General features: G+C 69.4%; 22 protein-coding genes and 1 tRNA gene. 14 read left to right on the top strand and 9 right to left on the bottom strand.

Annotated features, from left to right (window positions below):
* On the bottom strand, window positions 1–799 hold a 799-nt coding region (locus KIH27_RS22980; RefSeq protein ID WP_372451348.1), incomplete at its 3' end, for a PGRS repeat-containing protein.
* A 274-nt stretch (window positions 800–1073) separates the two neighbouring features.
* On the opposite strand from KIH27_RS22980, the gene KIH27_RS10670 reads away from it, so the two are divergent.
* Window positions 1074–1439, top strand: coding sequence for a DUF488 domain-containing protein (locus KIH27_RS10670; RefSeq protein WP_214092923.1), 366 nt, complete (start codon window positions 1074–1076; stop codon window positions 1437–1439).
* Between the two features lie 43 nt (window positions 1440–1482).
* On the opposite strand, the gene KIH27_RS10665 is transcribed toward KIH27_RS10670, so the two are convergent.
* A complete protein-coding gene (locus KIH27_RS10665) occupies window positions 1483–2028 on the bottom strand; it encodes a hypothetical protein (protein ID WP_214092922.1) in 546 nt (181 codons plus the stop codon).
* Between the two features lie 98 nt (window positions 2029–2126).
* Between KIH27_RS10665 and pgm the strand changes: the two genes are divergently transcribed.
* The gene (gene pgm, locus KIH27_RS10660; RefSeq protein ID WP_214092921.1) at window positions 2127–3779 is read left to right on the top strand and encodes a phosphoglucomutase (alpha-D-glucose-1,6-bisphosphate-dependent); all 1653 of its coding nucleotides are present in this window, start codon (window positions 2127–2129) and stop codon (window positions 3777–3779) included.
* Here pgm and KIH27_RS10655 read toward each other — a convergent pair.
* Window positions 3767–4558 (bottom strand): phosphatidylethanolamine N-methyltransferase family domain-containing protein, encoded by a 792-nt coding sequence (locus tag KIH27_RS10655; RefSeq protein WP_214092920.1) that lies wholly within the window; start codon window positions 4556–4558, stop codon window positions 3767–3769. The genes pgm and KIH27_RS10655 overlap by 13 nt on opposite strands.
* A gap of 41 nt (window positions 4559–4599) precedes the next feature.
* Here KIH27_RS10655 and KIH27_RS10650 point away from each other — a divergent pair, with 41 nt between their 5' ends.
* The 9 genes from KIH27_RS10650 (at window position 4600) to KIH27_RS10610 (ending at window position 12105) form a co-directional block, all read left to right on the top strand.
* A complete protein-coding gene (locus KIH27_RS10650) occupies window positions 4600–5823 on the top strand; it encodes an MFS transporter (RefSeq protein ID WP_307856841.1) in 1224 nt (407 codons plus the stop codon).
* A complete protein-coding gene (locus KIH27_RS10645; RefSeq protein ID WP_214092919.1) occupies window positions 5823–7352 on the top strand; it encodes a PucR family transcriptional regulator in 1530 nt (509 codons plus the stop codon). Before KIH27_RS10650 ends, KIH27_RS10645 begins: the two co-directional genes overlap by 1 nt.
* 59 nt (window positions 7353–7411) lie before the next feature.
* Window positions 7412–8665: an NAD(P)/FAD-dependent oxidoreductase gene (locus KIH27_RS10640; RefSeq protein WP_214092918.1), complete on the top strand. Its 1254-nt coding sequence runs from the start codon at window positions 7412–7414 to the stop codon at window positions 8663–8665.
* A 46-nt stretch (window positions 8666–8711) separates the two neighbouring features.
* Window positions 8712–9152 (top strand): GreA/GreB family elongation factor, encoded by a 441-nt coding sequence (locus KIH27_RS10635; RefSeq protein ID WP_214092917.1) that lies wholly within the window; start codon window positions 8712–8714, stop codon window positions 9150–9152.
* 70 nt (window positions 9153–9222) lie between these two features.
* Window positions 9223–9295: transfer RNA gene (locus KIH27_RS10630), tRNA-Ala, on the top strand.
* A 164-nt stretch (window positions 9296–9459) separates the two neighbouring features.
* Window positions 9460–9813 (top strand): WXG100 family type VII secretion target, encoded by a 354-nt coding sequence (locus KIH27_RS10625; protein ID WP_214092916.1) that lies wholly within the window; start codon window positions 9460–9462, stop codon window positions 9811–9813.
* Window positions 9810–10100, top strand: a complete 291-nt coding sequence (locus tag KIH27_RS10620; RefSeq protein WP_214092915.1) for a WXG100 family type VII secretion target — start codon at window positions 9810–9812, stop codon at window positions 10098–10100. Before KIH27_RS10625 ends, KIH27_RS10620 begins: the two co-directional genes overlap by 4 nt.
* A 26-nt stretch (window positions 10101–10126) precedes the next feature.
* Window positions 10127–11545, top strand: coding sequence for a hypothetical protein (locus KIH27_RS10615; protein WP_214092914.1), 1419 nt, complete (start codon window positions 10127–10129; stop codon window positions 11543–11545).
* 11 nt (window positions 11546–11556) lie between these two features.
* Window positions 11557–12105: a hypothetical protein gene (locus KIH27_RS10610; protein WP_214092913.1), complete on the top strand. Its 549-nt coding sequence runs from the start codon at window positions 11557–11559 to the stop codon at window positions 12103–12105.
* A gap of 460 nt (window positions 12106–12565) precedes the next feature.
* On the opposite strand, the gene KIH27_RS10605 is transcribed toward KIH27_RS10610, so the two are convergent.
* Both KIH27_RS10605 and KIH27_RS10600 read right to left on the bottom strand, forming a co-directional pair.
* Entirely contained in the window at window positions 12566–13081 is a 516-nt protein-coding gene (locus KIH27_RS10605) for a helix-turn-helix domain-containing protein (protein ID WP_214092912.1), read from the bottom strand.
* A 252-nt stretch (window positions 13082–13333) separates the two neighbouring features.
* A complete protein-coding gene (locus tag KIH27_RS10600; protein ID WP_214092911.1) occupies window positions 13334–13489 on the bottom strand; it encodes a hypothetical protein in 156 nt (51 codons plus the stop codon).
* 268 nt (window positions 13490–13757) lie between these two features.
* Between KIH27_RS10600 and KIH27_RS10595 the strand changes: the two genes are divergently transcribed.
* The gene (locus KIH27_RS10595) at window positions 13758–14246 is read left to right on the top strand and encodes a hypothetical protein (RefSeq protein WP_214092910.1); all 489 of its coding nucleotides are present in this window, start codon (window positions 13758–13760) and stop codon (window positions 14244–14246) included.
* A 103-nt stretch (window positions 14247–14349) separates the two neighbouring features.
* Here the strand turns inward: KIH27_RS10595 and KIH27_RS10590 are convergent, their stop codons facing one another.
* The 4 genes from KIH27_RS10590 to KIH27_RS10575 all read right to left on the bottom strand — a co-directional run bounded on the left by KIH27_RS10590 (window position 14350) and on the right by KIH27_RS10575 (window position 19054).
* Window positions 14350–15156, bottom strand: a complete 807-nt coding sequence (locus tag KIH27_RS10590; protein WP_214092909.1) for a L,D-transpeptidase — start codon at window positions 15154–15156, stop codon at window positions 14350–14352.
* 146 nt (window positions 15157–15302) lie between these two features.
* A complete protein-coding gene (locus KIH27_RS10585) occupies window positions 15303–16634 on the bottom strand; it encodes a macrolide-binding ATPase MABP-1 (protein WP_214092908.1) in 1332 nt (443 codons plus the stop codon).
* Window positions 16635–16664: 30 nt separating this feature from the next.
* Window positions 16665–16847 carry a YbdD/YjiX family protein gene (locus tag KIH27_RS10580; protein ID WP_214092907.1) on the bottom strand — a complete coding sequence of 61 codons (183 nt, stop codon included), beginning with the start codon at window positions 16845–16847 and terminating at the stop codon, window positions 16665–16667.
* Entirely contained in the window at window positions 16826–19054 is a 2229-nt protein-coding gene (locus KIH27_RS10575) for a carbon starvation CstA family protein (RefSeq protein ID WP_214092906.1), read from the bottom strand. The genes KIH27_RS10580 and KIH27_RS10575 overlap by 22 nt, the downstream gene beginning before the upstream one ends.
* Window positions 19055–19144: 90 nt before the next feature.
* Between KIH27_RS10575 and KIH27_RS10570 the strand changes: the two genes are divergently transcribed.
* Both KIH27_RS10570 and KIH27_RS10565 read left to right on the top strand, forming a co-directional pair.
* Window positions 19145–19903, top strand: a complete 759-nt coding sequence (locus KIH27_RS10570) for an SDR family NAD(P)-dependent oxidoreductase (RefSeq protein ID WP_214092905.1) — start codon at window positions 19145–19147, stop codon at window positions 19901–19903.
* A 47-nt stretch (window positions 19904–19950) separates the two neighbouring features.
* Window positions 19951–22116, top strand: a complete 2166-nt coding sequence (locus tag KIH27_RS10565; RefSeq protein WP_214092904.1) for an acyl-CoA dehydrogenase family protein — start codon at window positions 19951–19953, stop codon at window positions 22114–22116.
* Window positions 22117–22211: the final 95 nt, after the last annotated feature.

Genomic DNA, 22211 nt, shown 5'->3' with positions numbered 1-22211 from the left:
CGACCGCACCGATCCCGCCGGTGCCGCCCACGCCGCCCGTGCCGCCGGCGCTGAGGAACCAGCCGATCCCGTCGCCGCCGGTCCCGCCGGTGCCGCCGACTGCGCCGGTTGCACCGACCCCGCCGGCGCCGCCGTCACCGCCGAAGCCCATGAATGTGCCGCCCGCACCGCCGGTGCCACCGACCCCGCCGGCCGCGCCGGTGCCGCCGTCGCCGCCGTTGCCGAAGAATCCGGCGGCCCCGCCGTCACCGCCGCCGCCGTCGTAGCCGGCCCCGCCGTCGCCGAACAGCCAGCCCGCTGCGCCGCCGTTCGGGTCAGCGGCGGTACCGGCGGTGCCGTCGCCGATCATGTGCGAGCCGACCAGGGCGTTGATCGCGGCATCCACGGTCTGACCGGTCGAGCTCTGAATCCAGGCCTCGATGCTGTCGTGCATCGGCGTGTAGAAGGAGGTGAGCAGTTCGGCGAAGATGCCGGCGTCGCTGGTGGACGCGGCGGAGCCGGAGAGGTCGTCCCCCGGACTGAGCGGACTGAGTGGGCTGAGCCAGCCGCCGGAGTCGACCACAGGTCCTGAGAACTCGCCAAGATCGTTCGTGCTGACTGATGTGGTGGCCGGTTCCAACATTTCGGTCAGCCAGTCGAACTCCCCGTCGGCGTGCGCGGCCGGGGCCGATGTCAGTGGGGCGAGGCCGAACGCCAGGAACGCGCCGACCGCGGTGGTGGCACCGGCGACCCGGCGAGCACCTCTGACCTTGGCGTCAGCCGATTGACGGTTGCCGTTCGCCCTGTGCTGACCACCCACACGTGTTCCTTATCGGGTCGGCCAGAGGGCAGGCGCAACCGTCGTCCGCGCATCACACCCTGGCATGAACATGAGAAATGTCACCCGAAGGTAGCAGAGTCCTGAGTGGCTAACTAGGGGCGAACCGAGTGCAAAATAAGTGAATACTGAACTCTGAATTATTCAGTTTTCAGCAAGTTGTCAGCCTCGCGGCGCGAGATCGACTGATCGCGCCACCGCATCCGGGGGTCTGGCGGGCCGTGGCTGAACTCCGATATCGGCGATACGCTGGGGTATGGCACTGAAAACCAAGATCCGGGTGGCCCGCGTCTATGACGAACCCAGCCCGGAAGACGGTGAACGCATCTGTGTGGACCGGGTCTGGCCGCGCGGATTCCATCGAGAAGACCCACGGGTCGGGCGCTGGTTCAAGAACGCGGCGCCGTCGAAGGATCTGCGCAGTTGGTACAACCATCAGCCGGAGCGCTTCGACGAGTTCGTCACCCGCTACGAGCAGGAGTTGCAGACCCCCGAGGGCAGCGCGGCGTTCGAGGAACTGCGTGAGATGACCCGGGGCAAGACCGTCACCCTGGTCACCGCCACCAAGCAGGTGGAGGGCTCGCAGGCCGCGGTGCTCGCCAAGCTGCTGGCCAAGGGCTGAGCCCTGGTCACATGCCGAGCCTCGGTCACATGCCGAGCCCCGGTCACACCTTGCCGACGGTGGTCAGCCCCATCCCGATCGGGATGCTGACGATCAGCACCACGATCAGCAGCCGGTAGAGCCGCAGCCACCACCCGCGCCGGGTGCTGTCCCGCACGTCGTACAGCAGCAGCGCCAGCGTCACCAGCAGCAGCAGCGAGCCGGCGTCGAACACCAGGACGTGGTCGGTGACGACGCCGAGCAGGATCGCGATGCCGGCGACGTTGAACGCCACCGCCGCCGGCAGGCCGGTGCGCGGCGCGCGCGCCGCCAGCAGCACCTCGCCCGCGCCCAGCGCCAACTGACCTGCGCCCAGCACCAGCACCAGGAACGCGACCGCCCACACCCCGTGCCGGGTGGGTGCCGGCGCCGCGATCGCCGAGGCGAGCACACCGCCGATCAGCACGGCGGCCACCCCGGCCACCGCGAACGGTTTGAACGCCGCACGCCGATCCCACAGCCGCAGCGCCGCCGGCCGGTCGTCAAACCCGTCGGGCCCGCAGCCGCCTTCGACGCTCGTGATCTGACCCTGGTCGCGCACTGTTTTCATGTTCACGCCTCCGGCTTCGAGATTACCGGGGCGGGGCAATGACCCGGCTCACAGCAAACCCGTGCGGCACGCCCGTCACCGCCGCCACAATGGCGGATATGGTGGCCCACCCGCGTGCCGGCCAGCCGGCCCGTCCCGAAGACCTGATCGACCTGGCGCAGCTGGTGACCGCGTATTACACGGTCGAACCCGATCTAGATGATCCCGCCCAGCGGGTGGTGTTCGGCACCTCCGGGCATCGCGGCTCCGCGCTGACCGGGGCGTTCAACGAATCGCACATCCTGGCCATCACGCAGGCCATCGTCGAGCACCGCGCCGCGCACGGGGTGACCGGGCCGCTGTTCCTCGGCCGCGACACCCACGGGCTGTCCGAGCCGGCCTGGTCGTCGGCGCTGCAGGTGCTCGCCGGCAACGGCGTCGTCACCGTGATCGACGCCGCCGGGCGCTACACCCCGACGCCGGCGGTCAGTCACGCGATCCTGGCTCACAACCGCGGCCGCACCGCAGGCCTCGCCGACGGGATCGTGGTCACCCCGTCACACAACCCGCCCGCCGACGGCGGCTTCAAATACAACCCCCCGCACGGCGGCCCCGCCGACGACACCGTCACCGCGGCCATCGCCGCCCGCGCCAACGAGATCCTGCGCGACGGCGACACTGCGGTCCGGCGCGTCCCGCTGGCCGCCGCGCTGGGCGCCGCCGAACGCCACGACTACCTCACCGGCTACGTCGACGACCTGCCGAACGTCATCGACATCGACGCGATCCGGTCGGCGGGGGTGCGGATCGGCGCCGACCCGCTCGGCGGTGCCAGCGTGGACTACTGGGCGGCGATCGCCGACCGGCACCGGCTGGACCTGACCGTGCTGAACCCGACGGTGGACGCCACCTGGCGGTTCATGACCCTGGACACCGACGGCAAGATCCGGATGGACTGCAGCTCACCGGATGCGATGGCCGGGGTGCTGCACCGGCTGGCCGGAGACCCGGGCGGCTACCAGCTGGTGACCGGCAACGACGCCGACGCCGACCGGCACGGCATCGTCACCGCCGACGCCGGGCTGCTGCCGCCGAACCACTATCTGGCGGTGGCGATCGACTACCTGTTCAGCCACCGGGCGGCGTGGCCCGCGCAGTGCGCAGTCGGCAAGACCGTCGTCAGCTCGTCACTGATCGACCGGGTGGCCGACGGGCTGGGGCGACGGCTGGTGGAGGTGCCGGTCGGTTTCAAATGGTTCGTCGACGGGCTGCGCGACGGCACGCTCGGGTTCGGCGGCGAGGAGTCGGCGGGGGCGGCGTTCCTGCGGCGTGACGGCGGCGTCTGGACCACCGACAAGGACGGCATCCAGTTGGCGTTGCTGGCCGCGGAGATCCTGGCCGTCACCGGCGAAACCCCGTCGCAGCGCTACCGGTGGCTGACGCAGCGGTACGGCACCCCGGCCTACGTCCGCATCACCGCACCCGCCGACCCCGAACTCAAGGCCCGGCTCAAGGCACTCACCGCCGATCAGGTGCGGGCCACCGAACTGGCCGGGCAGCCGATCACCGCGAAACTCACCACCGCACCCGGCAACGGCGCGAAGCTGGGCGGGCTGAAGGTCACCACCGCCGACGCCTGGTTCGCCGCCCGGCCGTCGGGCACCGAGGACGTCTACAAGATCTACGCCGAATCCTTCCGCGGCCCAGAGCATCTGGCGCAGGTCCAGCAGGCGGCGTGCGAACTGGTCGACGGACTGACTCAGACCAGGTAGGGGATCAGCGCCCGGCGCTCGGCGGGGTAGTCGGGAAACTTCTGCCGGTACCAGCCGTGCGTGGCGAGCGCCCGCGGGATCAGGTTGCCGGCGGTGATCAGCAGGATGACGAGGCCCGGCAGCGCCCAGGTGAAGATCGTGAACCCCGTCCAGGCGATCAGCTCACCCAGGTAGGCCGGGCTGGTGACCAGCCGGAAGCCGCCGCCGAACGGCACCCGGTACTCCACCGCACCCGGATTGTTCTTGTCGCGCAGGTTCCGCACGATGGATTCCGAACTGACCAGCAGCGCAAACCCGCCCAGGTAGATCACCACCCCGACGATGAACCGGGGGTCGGTCAGCCAGCCGGCGGTGTACTGCCCGAAGTAGTCGTGGCTGAACAGCGCGCCGTTGAGGTAGCCGTGCATCGACGTCACCAGCATGCCCATCACGATCACCGAGGCGTTGAACGTGTTCCGTTTGCCGGGCACCTGCCGGATCGCCAGCGGGAAGAACCAGCCGCGGTTGGCGTAGTGCAGCAACCACATTCCGGCGAGCACCAGTGGCGCGGCCGCGGACCGGTGCGGCCCGGTCAGGTAGGCGACCGCGAACACGACCGTCGCCGGGATCTCCATCAGCCACCAGCCGAACTTCGGGTTCAGGTTGAAGCCGAGCTTCTTCGACGAGAAGCGCCCGTAGGAACTCTGTCCGAAGAAGCCGCCGATGATCACCAGCGCCGCGAACGCGAACGCCGCGGCCAGGACGGTGTCGTAGCCGGAGTTCCCGGTGTACCAGTGCATTGCAATCCCTTCGGTGAACGACAGGTGACTAAAGTTAGCGGGTGACCTCCACCACCCGGCCGGATCGATCCCGCTGGCTGGGATTGCCCCGGGAGATCTGGGTGCTGATGGGCGCCAACACGTTGATCGCCCTGGGCTACGGGGTGGTGTCGCCGGTGCTGCCGGCCTACGCCCGGCACTTCGGGGTGAGCATCTCCGCGGCGACGTTCGTGATCACCGCGTTCGCCCTGATGCGGCTGTGCTGCGCGCCGGGCAGCGGCATCCTGGTGCAGCGACTGGGGGAGCGGCGGGTGTACGTCGCCGGGCTGCTGATCGTGTCGTCGTCGACCGCGGCGTGCGCGTTCGCCCAGACCTACTGGCAACTGCTGGCGTTCCGCGCGCTGTCCGGGGTCGGGTCGACGATGTTCTTCATCGCCTCGCTGGGTCTGATGATCCGGATCAGCCCGCCGGACGCCCGCGGCCGGATCGCCGGCATGTTCGCCACCGCCTTCCTGCTGGGTACCGTCTGCGGACCGGTATTGGGCAGTCTCACAGCTGGTTTCGGGTTGAGTGCGCCGTTCCTGATCTACGGCAGCGTGCTGCTGGTGTCGGCGACGGTGGTGTTCGTCAGCCTGCGCAACTCCGAGTTGGCGGCACCGGCGGCGACGGGCGCGCCGACCGTCGCGCTGCGCACCGCACTGGCACACCGGGCCTACCGGTCGGCGCTGCTGTCGAACTTCGCCACCGGCTGGTCGGTGTTCGGGATGCGGGTGGCGCTGGTGCCGCTGTTCGTCACCGAGATCCTGGGCCGCGGCGCGGCGGTGGCCGGGCTGGCGCTGGCGACGATCGCGATCGGCAACGTCTGCGCGGTGCTGCCCAGCGGGCACCTGTCGGACCGGATCGGCCGCCGCGGCCCGCTGATCGCCGGACTGGCGGTGTCGGCCGTGGCGACCGCGCTGCTGGGGGTGACGTCGTCGCTGCCGCTGTTTCTGGCCGCCGCGTATCTGACCGGCCTGGCCTCCGGCATGTACGGGGCGCCGCAGCAGGCCGTCATCGCCGACATCATCGGCAACCAGGCGCGGGCCGGCACCGCGGTCGCCACCTACCAGATGATGGCCGACCTCGGCTCGATCATCGGGTCACTGACCGTCGGCCAGATCGCCCAGCACCTGTCGTTCGAATGGAGTTTCGCGGTCAGCGGCGCCGTGCTGCTGACGGCGGCCATCGGCTGGGTGCTGGCGCCGGAGACCCGCACCACCGACTCGACGGCCCGGGACGTGGCCTGATGGTGACACTGGACCGGCTGGTCAACGTGCTCGGCGGCTACGGGGTGCGGCTGCGCTTCTGCTCGGCGCCGCGGACCACCGAACTCGCCAGCGTCGCACTGCACGAGGACGGCGTCGTGGTCGGTGACGTGCTGCTGGCGGTCGGCGCCCGCTCGGTCAAGGAGGCGGTCCGCTGGGCGGTGGCCGCCAAAGCCGTTGCGGTGCTGGTCCGTGACTTCGAGGACCGCACCGCGTTCGCCGGTGAGGGTGAGTCGCTGGCCGTGCTGGTCGTCGAGCCGGCGGTGTCCTGGAGTGAGCTGGCCGGTGTCGTCTACGGGCTGGTACTCGAAGGCCGGGAGACCGAATCCGGCCGCGGCCCAACGGATCTGTTCGCCGTCGCCGACAGCCTGGCCGGCACCGTCGGCGGCGCGGTCACCATCGAGGACCGGCACTGCCGGGTGCTGGCGTACTCCCGCGGGCAGCAGCAGGCCGACCCGGCGCGCTCGGCGACGATCCTGGGCCGGCAGGCGCCGGAGACGCTGCGGGCCGTTTTCGAGGAGGCCGGCGTGTTCCGGCATCTGACCGAGCATGACGAGCCGCTGTTCGTCGCCGCCGACCCCGACCACGGGATGACCGGGCGGATGGTGGCGGCGGTGCGGGCCGGCCGGGAACTGCTCGGCGCGGTGTGGGTGGCCTGCCCGACGGCGCTGACCGGAGACCGGCTGGCCGCACTGGCCGACGGCGCCCGCACCGTCGCGCTGCACATGCTGCGGTCGCGGGCGAGCGCCGACCTGGAGCGGCAGGTCGAATCCGACTGGGTGACCCGGCTGCTCGACGGCGCCGACTGCACCGACGCCGCCGGCCTGGTGACCCGCCTCGGGCTGCCGCAGACCCCGCTGCGGGTGATCGCCGTGCACACCCGGCTCGCCGCCCAGCCGCACGCCGCGCTGCTGCTGGCGTTCGAGGCCGTCACCACCGGCTTCGGGTGGTCGCGGCCCGGTCGCAGTGCGCTGGCCGCCAACACCGTCTACACGCTGCTGCCGGCCGAGGACGCCGAGCAGGCGCGGCGCTGGGTGGCCGGCCTGCGGTCGACGCTGCCGGAGCAGGCGACCGTGCTCGCCGGGATCAGCGCGGCGGCGACCGCCGACGAACTGACCGCGGCCCGCCGGGAGGCCGAGGAATGCCTGGCGCTGCACGAGGCCGGGCCACCCGGTGGTCCGCCGCCGGCCTACGACGAATCCTGGGATGAGATCGTGCTGCGGCGGTTGCAGACCGCGGCCCGGGCCGGGCGGGTGCCGGTGCGCGGGCCGGTCGCCGAACTGCGCAACCACGACCTGCGGCACGGCACCCGCTACCTGGACACGCTGCGGGCCTGGTTGGACGCCCAGGGCGATCCGGCGCAGGCCGCCGAGCGGCTCGGCGTGCACGACAACACCGTGCGCTACCGGCTGCGCAAGATGGCCGAGGTGACCCCGCTGCCGCTGGACGACGCCCGCAAACGGTTCGCGATGATGATCGAACTGGGACTGTCGGAAACCGACAAACCCTGACCGGAGCGTTGTCGGGCTTCGTCAAACCATGACCGGCCGGACCGTCGCATCATGGAGGCATGGGTGGCGATCGAGTCGACGGCACACCACGGTCGGTGATCGTGGTGGGCGCCGGCATCGTCGGGCTGTCCACTGCCTGGTTCCTGCAGGAGCGCGGGGTGCAGGTCACCCTCGTCGACCGGGTTGGGGTGGCGGCCGGCTCGTCGTGGGGCAACGCCGGCTGGATCTCCCCGGCGCTGGCGATCCCGCTCAACGAGGGTGCCAACGTGCGCTACGGCCTGCGGTCACTGCTGAGTTCGGCTGCGCCGCTGCAGATCCCGTGGAATGCCGGCCCGAGCATGTGGTCGTTCCTGCTGAGCTTCGCCGCGCACAGCCGACGCTCGGCGTGGCGCCGCGCGGTGCGGGCGAACGCGCCGCTGAGCGCGGAATGCATCGAGGCCTACGACGTGCTGGTCGCCAACGGGGTGGACGCGGCGCTGCACGACGCGCCGATCACCGCGATCTTCCGCAGTTCCGCCGACGCGCAGCGCCTGCTCGACGAGCTGCGCCGGTTCGCCGAGGACAGCCTGCCGGTGCTGCGCACCGAACTGACCGGCGCCGCCCTGCGCGAACGGGTGCCGCTGGCATCGGAGGCGGTCGGCGCCGCCGTGCAGATCGACGGCCAGCGCTACCTGGACCCGGGCCGGTTCGTCACCGCGCTGGGCCGCGCCGTGGTGGAACGCGGCGCCGCGCTGCACATCACCGAGGTCGCCGACGTGACGCCCGGTGCCGGCGGGGTGAGCGTGACCAGCGCCGACGGGCGGGTGCTGACCGCGGACGCCGTGGTGATCGCCACCGGCGCCTGGCTGTCCCGGTTGACGCGCCGCTGGGTGCGGGTTCCGGTGCGGGCTGGGCGCGGCTACTCGTTCACCGTTCCGGTGGACGGCCCGGTCACCGGTCCGATCTACCTGCCCGACACCAGAGTCGCCTGCACGCCGATCGACGGCGGGCTGCGGGTGGCGGGGACCATGGAGTTCCGCGACCCCGACGACCCGATCGTCCCCGCCCGCGTCGAGGCGATCGTCACCGCCACCCGACCACTGCTCGACGGGGTGCGCTGGGATGAGCGGACCGACGTGTGGGTGGGTCCGCGCCCGGTGAGCTCCGACGGCCGCCCGGTGGTGGGGGAGGCGGTCCCCGGTGCCGTCTACGTCGCCGGCGGGCACGGCATGTGGGGGATGACGCACGGCCCGGTGACCGGCCGGCTGCTGGCCGAGCAGATCACCACCGGCAAGCAATCCGCCGTGCTGCGCGAACTCGACCCGCTGCGCTGAAACTTCTTGGCATTCAAGCAAACCCCGTTGTGTGAGGAGACGACCCATGACCGAACCGAACGGCGTCTGGATGACGCAGGACGCCCGCGACCGGCTGGAGGCCGAGCTGGCCGAGCTGCGCACCGCGCCCGAACCCGACGAGTACGACGAGCGGCAGGCCCGGCAGGCCCGGGTGCACCAGATCCACGAGCTGCTGGCCAGCGCGGTGGTCGGGGAGGACCCGCCGGATGACGGTGTCGCCGAGCCCGGCATGGTGCTGACCGTCCGCTACGACGACGGCGGGGACACCGAGACCTTCCTGCTGGGTGTCCGCGACGACCACGGTGACCTGGAGGTGTACTCCAGCGAGTCACCGCTGGGCCGGGCGATCGTCGGCGCCAAGCCCGGGGAGCAGCGCAGCTATCAGGTGCCCAGCGGGGCCACCGTGGCCGTCACACTGGTCGACGCCGTGCCCTACGGGGTGCACCAAACCCGGGATTCGGCCTGAAACCGAAGGCTGACCAGCCGTTTTGAATACAGCCGGTGGCGTGGTGTAACTTCGATGAGCACGACATCGCGGGGCTATGGCGCAGTTGGTAGCGCACCACACTGGCAGTGTGGGGGTCAGGGGTTCGAATCCCCTTAGCTCCACCCATTGGAATCCGCGTTGACTCTGCGTCCACGCAGCAAAAACGCGAGAGCGTTGCGCCGTAGGCGCAGAGTCAATCCTCACCTCCGGATACTCGGCGGCACACCGGTGTAGCGTGTCGAGGCGTCGTACTGGCGAATTCGCGCGGTCCTGGATGCGAATCTGCGTGGGCACGAAGGGTGTTGCGATGGCGGATGCGACTGGTGGCGGTGTGCTGCGTGTCGAGGCGGACTCGGTGTTGGCTGCGGTCGGTGAGTTTCGATCGATCGCCGATGAACTCGCTGACGGTCTTGGGCAGTTGGTGTGCGCTGCCGATTCGGTGCTCGGCATCTCGTGGCGTGGGGCTGCCGCGTCGGCATTCGACCGTGATTGGGTCGAGTTTCACGACGCCGCCAAAGCCGTCGTCGGCGATGCCGACACGATCGCCGATTTGGTCGCCTACAGCGTGCAGGTTTACGGGGAACAGGATGAAACCAGTGCTGCGGTGGTGCGTTCGGTCTGGGTGAGGTCGGACTCGTGAGCGGTTACACCGTTGATGTCGAGGCGCTCAGCGAACTGGGGCTGCAGATGCAGCGCTACCTCAACGTGTGCGCGCAGAGTTTGGAGCGAGTCGAGGATTTGATCGAGCGGGTGTCAGCATCCTGGGATGGCACCGCTGCAACCGCCTACCAGCAGCGGCACCGGCAGTGGATTGAGGCGCTCGGTGCGATGAGACAATCCCTGGACGAGTTCAAGGGCTGGTCCGCGAATGCGGAGGACGCCTACCGCAGTGTGATGGCGATGAACCTGCGCATGGCCGGCGAATAGCACGGGCCTGCTGCATGGGCGTGTGGGTGGTCGATCCCGACTGGTATTTTCACACCGCTGAAGTCTTGGGCCGTGCCGCGTCCAGGGTCGCCGGGGACGCCGGGATTGTGGCCAGTACGTCGGCGTTAGCCGCCAATCACATGGCCGGCAATGACGACATCGGGACCGCCTGGGGAACCAAGTTTGACGCCTCGGCCTCCGAGACCATTTCCGGGATCACCGCGCTGTGCAGTGCGTGGTCGGCGTTGGCCGGTCGGGTGTATCAGGCTGGGGTCAATCATGCGTGGGCGGAGTTCACCGCTGGGCGCGGCAAGCTCCCGGCGCCTGTGAATCTTCCTCATTCACCAGCGATTTCGCAGCCGTCGCTGACGTTGCCGAGTTCGGTCGGTCGCAATGGTCCTGGACTCACGGAGATCATTCCCGGCTTGACTGGAGCTGTCGGCCAGGAGACACCGAACGCGAACACCGATGAACTGGGGACCGCCGCGGATGCGTGGGGCAAGTTCTCCGTCAGCCTCAGAGACACCGCCGCCGACGTCATCGACCTGATCAAACGACCGGACCCCTCGCTGCCGGATGCGACGGCGTTTTACGCCGCGATCACCAGTGTGACCGCGCCGGCTGATGCGCTGGCGGCTGACGCCCAGTCGCTGAGCTCCCTTACCCGAGCGTTTGCCGCAGCCACCACGACCATGCGACAGAACATCGCCCGCGAGGTCGAAAGCACCGCCTTGCAGTTGGAGGGTTCTGCGCTGGTTTCGGTCCTGGCGACGAGGGTCGCCGGCACTGCGTCGATCCGCGGCGAGGTGGCGTTCGTCCGCTGGCGGTTGGCGCAGACGGGCAACAGGGTTCGCACCCAGATCCGCGCACTGCAGGCCACCACGTCGCTGATCAACACCTTCTCGCCGTTGTTCTCGTCGGTGATGAAGGCGATCCTGGACAAGAACAGCCTGGTCCCTGCGGAGGGCTTCGAACGCAACCCCGACGGCACCATCAAGTCCACTGTCCGCTACTTCGACCGCGCCAAATGGGAAGCCTGGCAACGCTATCGCGCCCGAGGCGGCCTCTGGGACATCGACCGCTGGAGCAAGGCGTACGACCAACTGAAAGAGAACTCCGCGAACGGCTACTGGTTCGACAAGTACGCCGCCGACATCATGGGCTACACGCCCGAGCAAGGCTGGCACAGCCAATACCGCGATCCCAACGTCGTTCCCAGCAGGGTGTGGGACTACGCCAATCCCGACCTTCGCGAATACGTCGAGAACAAGAGCGGACGCCTCGACGTCGACCAACTGGTCCTCGATGAGCGAGCGCTCCAACGAAATGTGAATATCACGTACAACCTCAACGCGAACTACGCCTACAGTCCGGCGGAGATCGCGGCCCTGCAACGGCTGCAAGAACTGTATCCAGGCCAGTTTACGGTGAATCGAATAGGTTGACGGAGGAAATTATGGGAAAGGCATTCGAGTATGTGCCGGTTCAGCTGACCAAAGCGTTTCGTGCGGCGCAGTCCGACACGCGGTTTCAGGGCTGGCTGAAGATGCAGGAAGCCGTGATGGACATCGAGTTCCCCATCTATGACCTGCCCGAAATCAGTGACATCATGTACACCAGGGAAAGTCTGGAAATCGTCGAGGCCCAGCTCATGGAGCTCTACCCCAACGAGCGGGCCGCCTACACCGGCGACGACAACATCCACCGCACCATGCGCTACGTCTACTACATCGGCGAGACCTTCCGACGCGCCCTCGAAGCGACCTGGGTGGCCTTGCCCCCCGGCGACCCCAACCAGGATGCAAAACGTCTGCGACCGGCCATCGACGTGCCGTTCGATGAGATGTTCCTCCAGCCAATGGAACTCGTCGGGATGGCACTAAATCGCCGCAGCGGCATTGAGATTACTCGCACGTACGGTCATATGCAGCGACCGTATAACGAATGGCTGGAAGCTGGCCGACCAGAACGCACGTTTCGCGGCACCCTCAGAGAAGAGGATTAACCCGGAGTGGCACGATGTTGATGGAATTTCCCAGATTCGAAGTCCACCACTTCACGGGGCACTGCCGCCGCTTTCCGCTGCCGAAAAGTGTCATGACCATACTGCACAGACCCGACAGGGGAGCGGTGCATCAATCGGCAGCGTGCGACGATCCTGTCGGCGCGCTGCCCTACGCTGCCGAGCATGCACTGGGGAGACGTCTCGTCGTGGGTTGCGGTTGTCGTCTCCATGGCCGTCGCCACTCGCGCCCTCATCTCGGAGCGGCGGGCCAAAGCATCGGCGGACAGGTTCCGGGGTTGGCGATCACGATTGCTCGCGCCAACTCATCCGTGATGGCTTCGCTCCACAGCGGTAAGAATGCCTGGCGAACTGCCAACGTCAGCAGGAGGTCCGCCTTGACGATGGGCACCAATACGCAGGTATCGAGTACCGCGCGAAACCCCGACATCGACTCGAACCGCTACGCGTTGCGTTCCGCCCGCGCCTGCCGGACAGCCTCGCGGTACTGCTGCGTGGGGACGTCGTAGAGCTGGTCTGTCTCGGCGTCGCGAGTCAACTTGCTCAGCAGGTCGCTCTGGCGATCCCGGCGCCGGCTCTGATAGTCGAGGACATCGCTGAGCAGCAGGCGCCGGTGACGGCTACCGCTGAGCTTCTCGCATGCCATCTCACCCTCTTCGATGAGCTTGATCAGCGTCGGCCGGCTGATGCCGAGTAAGTCTGCGGCCTCCTGCGTCGTCAGACGCTGCTCGATCGGTGCGATGGTCACTGCGCGCTGCTTGCGCATGGCCGCGACAACACGCACCAGGACGTCATAGACCTCTATCGGCAGCGGGATCTGCTCACCGTCAGGGCCGAGCAGTGCCGCCGGCTCCGCGTGCTCCTCGAGGAACTTCGACAAGTCCAGCAGTTCACGCATATCCGCGGGAGGAAGGACCGTCCCCTTCCTCATCGCCTGGTGAACAGTGCTCGTGGACATGTCCCCATGGTAGCGATATTCGCAAAATTCGCAATTACGTAAGCGTTGAAACCGCTGCTCAGCACAGGGTCATTCCACTAGGTCGAACTTCTTCAGCACGGTCTCGATTGTGAACGCACTCAGCCGAGTTCGCCCTACGGTGGACCACGACCCACCAACCCCAAGCCGCATAGCGACTGGACCAGTAACCGGGTCCCCCTCATCCAACGATGACGGTGCTGCCGGCACTCGCACGACCGAAACACCCCCACCTCAGGCAGGATGCCGGTCGAGGTATTCGACGAGAGCGCGGCGGATGATCTCCGCCGGGGTGGCGGCTTCCGCGGCGGCCCGCTCCTTCAGCGATTTGCGCAGATGAGGGCGTCGCAGGGGCAGGTGGGTCCGGCCCCGACAGGTGAACGCCACCACCCTGCCGACCGTGCACATCTCTCCGACGAAATCCCAGGTGGGCCCGGTGAACTGCGCACGGCCGGCAGGGGAATGCTCGAATCGGCATCGCTTGGATAACGGATCAAAACGCGCACCATAAGACTTACAGCCGTGTGATACGGTCTTTTCTGCGGTCCCATGACTGCGAATTTGGGGGGATCAACAACTAGTTTCGGAGCGGGAGTTGAAGACCTTCAATCGATTCAGCGTCGTGGCGATTGCGGCCGCAGGATTGTGTGGAAGTGCGGTGGTCGTCGGTGCTGATGCGACGGCAATTCCTTTTCGGCTCGGCGGCCCGGTCTGCCAGGGCGGTGTCGCGGTGTTCATCGGCCCGGCCGACGGCGCCGCGGGCGGTGCTGCCGCACCGGTTGCGGTACCGGCTGCGGTCGGCCCGGCGGTATTCGGTCCGCTCGATCTCGGTGGCGCGGCCGGACCGGGCGGTGTGGCCGCCCCCGCCGAGGCGACGCTCACCGACGCGGTCGCACCGGTAGGACCTGCAGGTCCGTGTGCGGCCCCCGTTGCCGACCTGGCTGGATTCGCCGGGCCGGCCGCGCCGATGGCGCTGCCCGGACCCGTTCCGGCGGCCCCGGTGGTCCCCGTCGTCCCGGCCGTTCCCGGCGGACCGCCGCCGGTGCCCCTCGCGGCACCCGGGCCCGCAGGCGCGGCCGCGGCAAGCCCGCTGGCGGGGGTGCTCACCGATGCCCTCGGCGCCGCGCCCGCCGGTCCGAGTAAATAACATACGACGAAAAGGCCCGCGAGCAGACAATCTGCTCGCGGGTCTTTTATGTGTCGATAACAAAAAGCGGTGCGCGCATCCGAATGCGCGCACCGCACCGAATTTACTCCGTGACGATAACCGGGTCGCCGACGTGAACGTTGTCGAAATACCATTCGGCGTCGGTCGGGCTCAATCCGACGCAGCCGTGGCTGACGTTCTCCAGTCCCAGTGACCGCAGCGCCCACGGCGCGGCGTGCACGTAGAGGCCGCGGGCGGTGATCCGCACCGCGTGCTCGACGGTGAAGCGGTACCCCTCCGGGTCGTCGACCGGGATGCCGACACTGCTGGAATCCATCACCACCGAGGCGTCCTTGGCCAGCACCGCGTAGCGGCCCACCGGCGTCGGAAACTCCTCCTTGCCCATCGTTGCGGGCAGCACCCCCTCCTCGCCGAAGTGCGGCCGGTGGTGCGGAGTGGGCAGCGGCGGCGCCGACCCGACCTCCACGCCGTCGAGGGTGACGGTGAACGTGTGCGCCGAGATGCTGGCGACACCCAGAAGTTCAGGGCCGGTGGAGAAGTCCGCGGAGCGTTTACCGACCGACAGTGCCACCGTGCTGTGCGCCGGCCAGAACCGGTCGGGCGTCCACTGCACCACGGTGTCGTCGATCCACTCGTAGCGGCCGGACATCGCCGGCGTCGAATGCACCGCGATGGCGCGTTCGGCCGCCAGACGGTCGAGCACCGGTCGCCCGAACGTCACCACCACCGGATGGGCCACGCCGACCACGGTGCCCGCAGCCGGCAGCACCTCGGCGATCGCGACACCGGCCGGTTGGCTCGCCGCGGCGACACCCACCCCGGTCGACGTGACGACGGTGGCCGTGACGAGTCCGAGCACAACGGGGAGAGAGCGAAACGCTGCCCACATCGCAGGCGCACCTTTCGAGTCAAGGTAACTGGAGTTACTGCCCGTTGATGGTAGGACTGCTCAAAGCGTGAACTCAGTTGCGCGCGCACACGATTCGGTCAAGGCTTGATCAAGATCAGGCCACGGAGACGGGCGGCGCGCAGACCTCAGACCGGCTCGGCGAAACCGGGCAGCAGTTCCAAGGCGATCTCCCGGACCGGCACGTGCGCGTCGAGTTGGGCGAGGATCGCGACCGTCGTCCCGGTGACCCGCGCCAGGACCGCGAACCGCGGCGGCAGATCCAGTTGGCGCGCGGTCTTGATCTGGTGCACCGACTGATCCAGCTGCCGCGCGGCCAGCTTCTGCAACCACCGCCGGGTGAAGTGGAAGACCTCCGGTTTCACCGGTTCGACGTAGCGGCGCAGCATGTCATCGATCTCCTCGACCGAGATCTGCTCGCCGGGCTGGATGAAGCCGGCCTTCTCCAGGGTGGGCAGCAGCAGGTCGTAGTTGTGCTGATCGGCGAACCGCAGCGCCTGCCCCAGTTCGATCGGCAGCCCGTCGGGCAGCGGTGCCACCGCACCGAAGTCGATGACGCCCATCCGGCCGTCGGGCATCAGCATGAAGTTGCCGGGGTGCGCGTCGCCGTGCAGCATGCCCACCCGGGCCGGCGCGTCGGCGATCAGCTCCACCAGCCGGGCGCCGAGCAGGTCGCGCTGCTCGACGGTGCCATCGCGGATGATCTCGGCCATCGGCGTGCCGGCCATCCACTCCTGAACCACCACCTTGGGGGCGCTGGCCACCACGCGCGGCACCGTGAAGTGCGGGTGACCGGCGTAGGCCCGGGCGAACGCGCGCTGGTTGTCGGCCTCCAACCGGTAGTCCAGTTCCATGTCGGCACGTTCGATCAGCTCGTCGACCACCCCCTGCACGTCGGCGCCGGGGGTCAGCGGCTTGAGCACGTTCGACAGCCGGCGCAGTGTCTTCAGGTCGGCGCGCAGCGCCTCGTCGGCGCCCGGATACTGGATCTTCACCGCCACGGTCCGACCGTCGGCCCAGACCGCCCGGTGTACCTGCCCGATGCTGGCCGACGCGACGGGGGTGTCGTCGAAGGAGCTGAACCGCTCCCGCCACTTGGTGCCCAGTTGGGCGTCGAGCACCCGGTGCACCTTGTCGGCGGGCAGCGGCGGGGCGTCCTTCTGCAGCTTGGTCAGCGCCTCCCGGTAGGGCTCGCCGAACTCGGCGGGCACCGCGGCCTCCAGCACCGACAGCACCTGCCCGACCTTCATCGCGCCGCCCTTGAGTTCCCCGAGCACGGTGAAGATCTGCTCGGCCGCCTGCTCCATCAGTTCGGCGGTGACCTCGTCCTTGGACTTGCCGGCCAGGCGTTTGCCCAGCCCGAGCGCGGCGCGCCCGGCGATGCTCAGGGGCAGGCCGGCCAGCTTCGCATTGCGCGCGGCCCCCCGCCGCGTGATGTCTGCCACGTATCGATCATCCATGACGGGCCCCGATAGCGCTGGCCGAGCAGGTCAACAGCACCGACCGCCCGGATCGGCGGCGTGCCGGCGCCGCCAGTAGTCCCGTTCGGAGAGCACCGGCTCACCCGGATGGGCGCGCCGACGGAATTCCAGATACCGCTGGTAGTGGTTGTCACCCAGCAGCGACGCCCAGTACCAGCCGACCCGGCGCACTAGCCGGGCAGCGCGGCCCACTGGTCCTGCACCTTTCGCTCGGCTGCGGTCGGGATCAGCCCGGCCGGGGCGAACCGTTTCGACGGCACCGGCGGCGGGTCGTCGCTGCCCGGCCGGGCCCGGCCGCGCACCGCCTGCACCACCCCGGCGATGAACACCACCGCGACCAGGGCCGCGAAGACGATCGACAGCGTGCCCTGCACGAACGTGTTGCGGACGACGGCGTGCAGGGCGGCCGGATCACCGGCCGACCCGAAGGATGTGGCTCCGGCGCGCTCAGCGGCCCGGTAGGCGAAATGCTGCGTCCAGTAGCCGACCCGCGGGTCACCGGAGAAGATCTTCTGCCAGGACGCCGTCATCGTCACCGTCAGATCGGCCAGCAGCGGGATCCCCGGCACCAGCGCCCAGGCGAAACCCCGGCGCTTCACCACGACCACCGTCACCACGGTCAGCGCGATCGCCGCCAGCAGCTGATTGGCGATCCCGAACAGCGGGTAGAGCGTGTTGATGCCGCCCAGCGGGTCGGTCACCCCCATCAGCAGGATCGACCCCCACCCGGTGACCACCGCCAGGCTGCACAGCCACACCCCGACCCGCCGGCCCGAGCCGCCCAGGCCGCCGAGCGCGTCGGAGAGCATGAACCGTGCCACCCGGGTGCCGGCGTCGACCGTGGTCAGGATGAACAGCGCCTCGAACATGATCGCGAAGTGATACCAGAACGCCTTGAGGCCGGCCCCGCCGAACGCCCGCTCCAGCACGTCGGCCATCCCGACCGCCAGCGTCGGCGCGCCCCCGGTGCGCGACACGATCGAGGACTCGCCGACCGCGTCGGCCGCCGCCTGAATCTGCTCCCCGGTCACCGGCGCCCCGCCCAGCCCCAACCCATTGACGTACTCGGCGGCGGTGGCCGCCGCACCCCCGGTCTGCGCGATCGGGGCGTTCAGCGCGAAGTACAGGTGCTGGTCGAGGATCGCCGCGGTGATCAGCGCCATCACCGCCACGAACGATTCGGTGAGCATCCCGCCGTAGCCGATCAGCCGCATCTGCCGTTCCTTCTCCAGCAGCTTCGGCGTGGTGCCCGACGCGATCAGCGAATGAAACCCCGACAGCGCCCCGCAGGCGATCGTGATGAACAGGAACGGGAACAGCGACCCGGCGAACACCGGCCCCTGGCCGCTGCGGGCGAACTCCGACACCGCCGGGGCGGCCAGCACTGGGCGGGCGATCAGGATGCCCAGCGCCAGCAGCGCGATCGTGCCGACCTTCATGAACGTCGACAGGTAATCCCGCGGTGCCAGCAGCAGCCACACCGGCAGCACCGACGCGGCGAAGCCATAGCCGATCACACACCACGACAGCGCCACCGGCGACAGCGTGAACCAGGCTGCGCCCCACGGGGTCTCGGCCACCCAGCGCCCGGAGACGACGGCGGCCAGCAGCAGCACGATGCCAACCAACGACACCTCCGACACCCGGCCCGGGCGCAGGAAGCGCAGATACACGCCCATGAACAGCGCGATCGGGATCGTCATCGTGATCGCGAACAGTCCCCACGGGCTGACCGCCAGCGCGCGCACCACGATCAGCGCCAGCACCGCGATCAGGATCACCATGATCACCAGCACCCCGAGCGTCGCCGCCGCCCCGCCCACCCGGCCCAGCTCCTCGTGCGCCATCCGGCCCAGCGACCGGCCGCGGCGCCGCGTCGAGCACCACAGCACCAAGTAGTCCTGCACCCCACCGGCCAGCACCGCGCCGAGCACGATCCAGATCGCCCCCGGCAGGTAACCCATCTGGGTGGCCAGCACCGGGCCGACGAGCGGACCCGCCCCGGCGATCGCGGCGAAGTGATGGCCGAACAGCACCCGGCGGTCGGTCGGCAGATAGTCGGTGCCGTCCTCGAAGATCTCCGCCGGGGTGGCGCACTCGTCGCGGGGGCGCACGATCTTGCGCTCGATCAGGCGCGCATAAAAGCGGAACCCGAGCACATAGGTGCAGCCTGCGGCGACCACGAACCACACCGCGTTCACCGGTTCCTCGCGGGTGAACGCGATCAGCGCCCACGCCAGCGCGCCGACGACAGCCAGCGCGGCGAACACCAGTTTGTGCCGGACGGTGATCGGGGAGCGGTCGATGACGGCGACGGGAGGCAGGTCGGGGTCGGTATGCAGATAGGTGACCGGTCCGTCGTGCCGTTCGATCACCTGCGGGGCGGTCGGTGCAGCCACTGGTGCCTCCCTGATGCCCAAACCGCGACGGTTTCCGAGCGAAACGATAACGTGTTCTAGATTCTCGGGGATCGCTTGTAAGGAGTTCGCATGGAGATCAGCGGTAAGAAGGCCGTCGTCGTCGGCGGCGCATCCGGCATGGGCCGGGCCACCGCCGAGTTGCTCGCCGCCCGCGGCGCGCAGGTCGCGGTGCTGGACCGGGAGGGCTCCGAGGGTGGACAGGTCGCGGCCGGGTTCGGCGGCGCCTTCTACCCGGTGGACGTCACCGACTTCGCCGGCGCCGAGCAGGTGCTGGCCACCGCCGTGGCGAACCTCGGCGGGCTGCACGTCATCGTCACCACCGCCGGCGGCGGCATCGCCAAGCGCACTCTGACCAAGACCGGCCCGCACGACCTGGAGTCGTTCCAAAGCGTGATCGACCTGAACCTGGTCGCCACCTTCAACCTCAACCGGCTGGCCGCGGCGCACATGAGCGTCAACGAGCCCGAAGATGAGGAGCGCGGCGTCATCATCAACACGTCGTCGATCGCCGCCTACGAGGGGCAGATCGGCCAGGTCGCCTACACCGCGGCCAAGGCCGGTATCGCCGGTATGGCGCTGACCATGGCCCGTGACCTCGGCTCGGTCGGCATCCGGGTGCTGGCGATCGCGCCGAGCCTGTTCGCCACCGGCCTGACCAAGGGCATCCCCGAGGAATTCGCCAGCGCGCTGACCAAAGACGCGGCGTTCCCCAAGCGGCTCGGCCGCCCCGAGGAGTACGCCAAGCTGGCCCTGGCCATCGTCGACAACCCGATGCTCAACGGGCAGTGCCTGCGCCTCGACGCCGGCCAACGCTTCGCCCCCAAGTAACCCACCCCGATTTCACCACGCCCACCGCAGCAGCACAGGAGACCCGAATGGCTATCGCACTCACCGACGACCACCGCGAACTGGCCGAGGTGGCCCGCGGCTTCCTCACCGCGCAGAAGGCCCGCGGCGCGGCCCGCGAACTGCTGGACGCCGCCGACGAGGCCCGCCCGACGTTCTGGAACGAGCTGGCGCAGCTGGGCTGGCTGGGCCTGCACATCGACGAGGAGCACGGCGGCTCGGGCTTCGGGCTGCCGGAGCTGGTGGTGGTGATCGAGGAACTCGGCCGCGCGGTGGCGCCGGGGCCGTTCCTGCCCACCGTGATCGCCTCAGCGGTGATCAGTGCGGCCGGCACCGCCGACCAGCAGGCGCGGCTGCTGCCCGGGCTGATCGACGGCAGCGTGACGGCCGGGGTGGGCCTGGCCGGTGACGTGATCGCCGGCGGCGGCACCGCTTCCGGTGCGGCCGGGATCGTGCTGGGCGCCGGGCTGGCCGACCTGCTGGTGCTGGCCGCCGGCGACGACGTGCTGGTGATCGAGCGCGGTCGAGCCGGGGTCAGCGTCGAGGTGCCGGGCAACCTGGACCCGACCCGCCGGTCCGGGCGGGTCACCCTGACCGACGTCGTGATCGGCGACGACGACGTGCTGGCCGGGGCGCGCGAATCGGCGCTGGCCCGGGCGCGCACCCTGCTGGCGGCCGAGGCGGTCGGCGGGGCGGGCGACTGCACCGAGGCAGCCGTCGAGTACGCCAAGGTCCGCGAGCAGTTCGGCCGGACCATCGCCACCTTCCAGGCGATCAAGCACCACTGCGCCAACATGCTGGTGGGCGCCGAGGCCGCCACCGCCGCGGTCTGGGACGCCGCCCGCGCCGACGGTGAGGACGAGTTCGCGTTCCGGCTGGCCGCCGGGGTGGCCGCGACCCTGGCGTTCCCGGCGTATCAGCGCAACGCCGAGCTGAACATTCAGGTGCACGGCGGCATCGGCTTCACCTGGGAGCACGACGCGCACCTGCACCTGCGGCGCGCCCTGACCGTGCAGGCGCTGTTCGGCGGCGACGCGTCCGCGGCCGACGTGTTCGCCTCCACCGCCCGCGGTGTCACCCGGGAGAACAGCCTGGACCTGCCGCCGGAGGCCGAGGAGCTGCGCACCGCGATCCACGCCGACGCCGTCGCGATCGCCGCGCTGGACGCCGACGCCCAGCGCGACAAGCTGATCGCCACCGGTTACGTGATGCCGCACTGGCCCAAGCCGTGGGGCCGTGGCGCTGACGCCGTCGAGCAGCTGGTGATCGAGCAGGAGTTCTCCGCGGCCGGCGTCAAACGCCCGGAGTACTCGATCACCGGCTGGGTGATCCTGACCCTGATCCAGCAGGGCACCGAGTCGCAGATCGATCGGTTCGTGGAGAAGGCGCTGCGCCAGGAGGAGATCTGGTGCCAGCTGTTCTCCGAGCCGGACGCCGGTTCGGACGCCGCCGCGGTGAAGACCCGCGCGACCCGGGTCGACGGCGGCTGGAAGATCACCGGCCAGAAGGTGTGGACGTCCGGTGCGCACCTGTGCCGGCGCGGATTGGCCACCGTGCGAACCGATTTCGACGTCGCCAAGCACGCCGGCATCACCATGGTGATCGTCGACATGGAGGCGCCCGGCGTCGAGGTGCGGCCGCTGCGCCAGATCAACGGCAGCTCGGAGTTCAACGAGGTCTTCTTCAACGACGTGTTCGTGCCGGACGAGGACGTCGTCGGTGAGGTCAACGGCGGCTGGAAGGTCGCCCGCGCCACCCTGGGCAACGAGCGGGTGTCGCTGGGCGGCGGCGGTTCCTACTACGCCGGCGTCGACAAGAAGCTGGTGGCGCTGGCCGAGCAGCGCGGTGAGCACGTTTCCGACGCGGTGGTCCGGGTCGGCCGGTTCATCGCCGACGAGCATGCGCTGCGCCTGCTGAACCTGCGGCGCGCCGCCCGCAGCATCGCCGGCGGTGCCCCCGGCCCGGAGGGCAACGTCACCAAACTCAAGCTGGCCGAGCACATGAACGACGGGGCGTCGATCGCAGCGGCGCTGCTCGGCCCGGAGGTTGCCCTGGATGACGGCCCCGGTGCGATGGTCGGCCGGATGGCGATGGGTGCGCGTGGCATCGCGATCGCCGGTGGCACCTCGGAGGTGACCCGCAACCAGATCGCCGAGCGCATCCTGGGCATGCCCCGCGACCCACTGATCAAGTAGCGTCTCTGCGGGAGGGGAGCACCCCGCCCACCTTCTCCGCGAGCGTGCAGAGTTGTCCGCCGAAACCCTGGTGGCGCCGGACAACTCTGCACGGT

The organism is Mycolicibacter acidiphilus (assembly GCF_018455725.1).
In the GTDB taxonomy this organism is placed as follows: domain Bacteria; phylum Actinomycetota; class Actinomycetes; order Mycobacteriales; family Mycobacteriaceae; genus Mycobacterium; species Mycobacterium acidiphilum.
Note: the sequence above shows the minus strand (reverse complement) of the source record. Positions and strands in the feature narration are given on the sequence as shown.

Excerpts from the sequence above, each read along its gene's own strand:
- KIH27_RS10645 (WP_214092919.1), top strand. The coding sequence starts at position 5,823 with ATGGTGACACTGGACCGGCTGGTCAACGTGCTCGGCGGCTACGGGGTG.
- KIH27_RS10665 (WP_214092922.1), bottom strand. The coding sequence starts at position 2,028 with ATGAAAACAGTGCGCGACCAGGGTCAGATCACGAGCGTCGAAGGCGGC.
- KIH27_RS10670 (WP_214092923.1), top strand. The coding sequence starts at position 1,074 with ATGGCACTGAAAACCAAGATCCGGGTGGCCCGCGTCTATGACGAACCC.
- KIH27_RS10590 (WP_214092909.1), bottom strand. The coding sequence starts at position 15,156 with ATGTGGGCAGCGTTTCGCTCTCTCCCCGTTGTGCTCGGACTCGTCACG.
- KIH27_RS10610 (WP_214092913.1), top strand. The coding sequence starts at position 11,557 with ATGGGAAAGGCATTCGAGTATGTGCCGGTTCAGCTGACCAAAGCGTTT.
- KIH27_RS10570 (WP_214092905.1), top strand. The coding sequence starts at position 19,145 with ATGGAGATCAGCGGTAAGAAGGCCGTCGTCGTCGGCGGCGCATCCGGC.
- KIH27_RS10640 (WP_214092918.1), top strand. The coding sequence starts at position 7,412 with ATGGGTGGCGATCGAGTCGACGGCACACCACGGTCGGTGATCGTGGTG.
- pgm (WP_214092921.1), top strand. The coding sequence starts at position 2,127 with ATGGTGGCCCACCCGCGTGCCGGCCAGCCGGCCCGTCCCGAAGACCTG.
- KIH27_RS10635 (WP_214092917.1), top strand. The coding sequence starts at position 8,712 with ATGACCGAACCGAACGGCGTCTGGATGACGCAGGACGCCCGCGACCGG.
- KIH27_RS10585 (WP_214092908.1), bottom strand. The coding sequence starts at position 16,634 with ATGGATGATCGATACGTGGCAGACATCACGCGGCGGGGGGCCGCGCGC.
- KIH27_RS10605 (WP_214092912.1), bottom strand. The coding sequence starts at position 13,081 with ATGTCCACGAGCACTGTTCACCAGGCGATGAGGAAGGGGACGGTCCTT.
- KIH27_RS10565 (WP_214092904.1), top strand. The coding sequence starts at position 19,951 with ATGGCTATCGCACTCACCGACGACCACCGCGAACTGGCCGAGGTGGCC.
- KIH27_RS10655 (WP_214092920.1), bottom strand. The coding sequence starts at position 4,558 with ATGCACTGGTACACCGGGAACTCCGGCTACGACACCGTCCTGGCCGCG.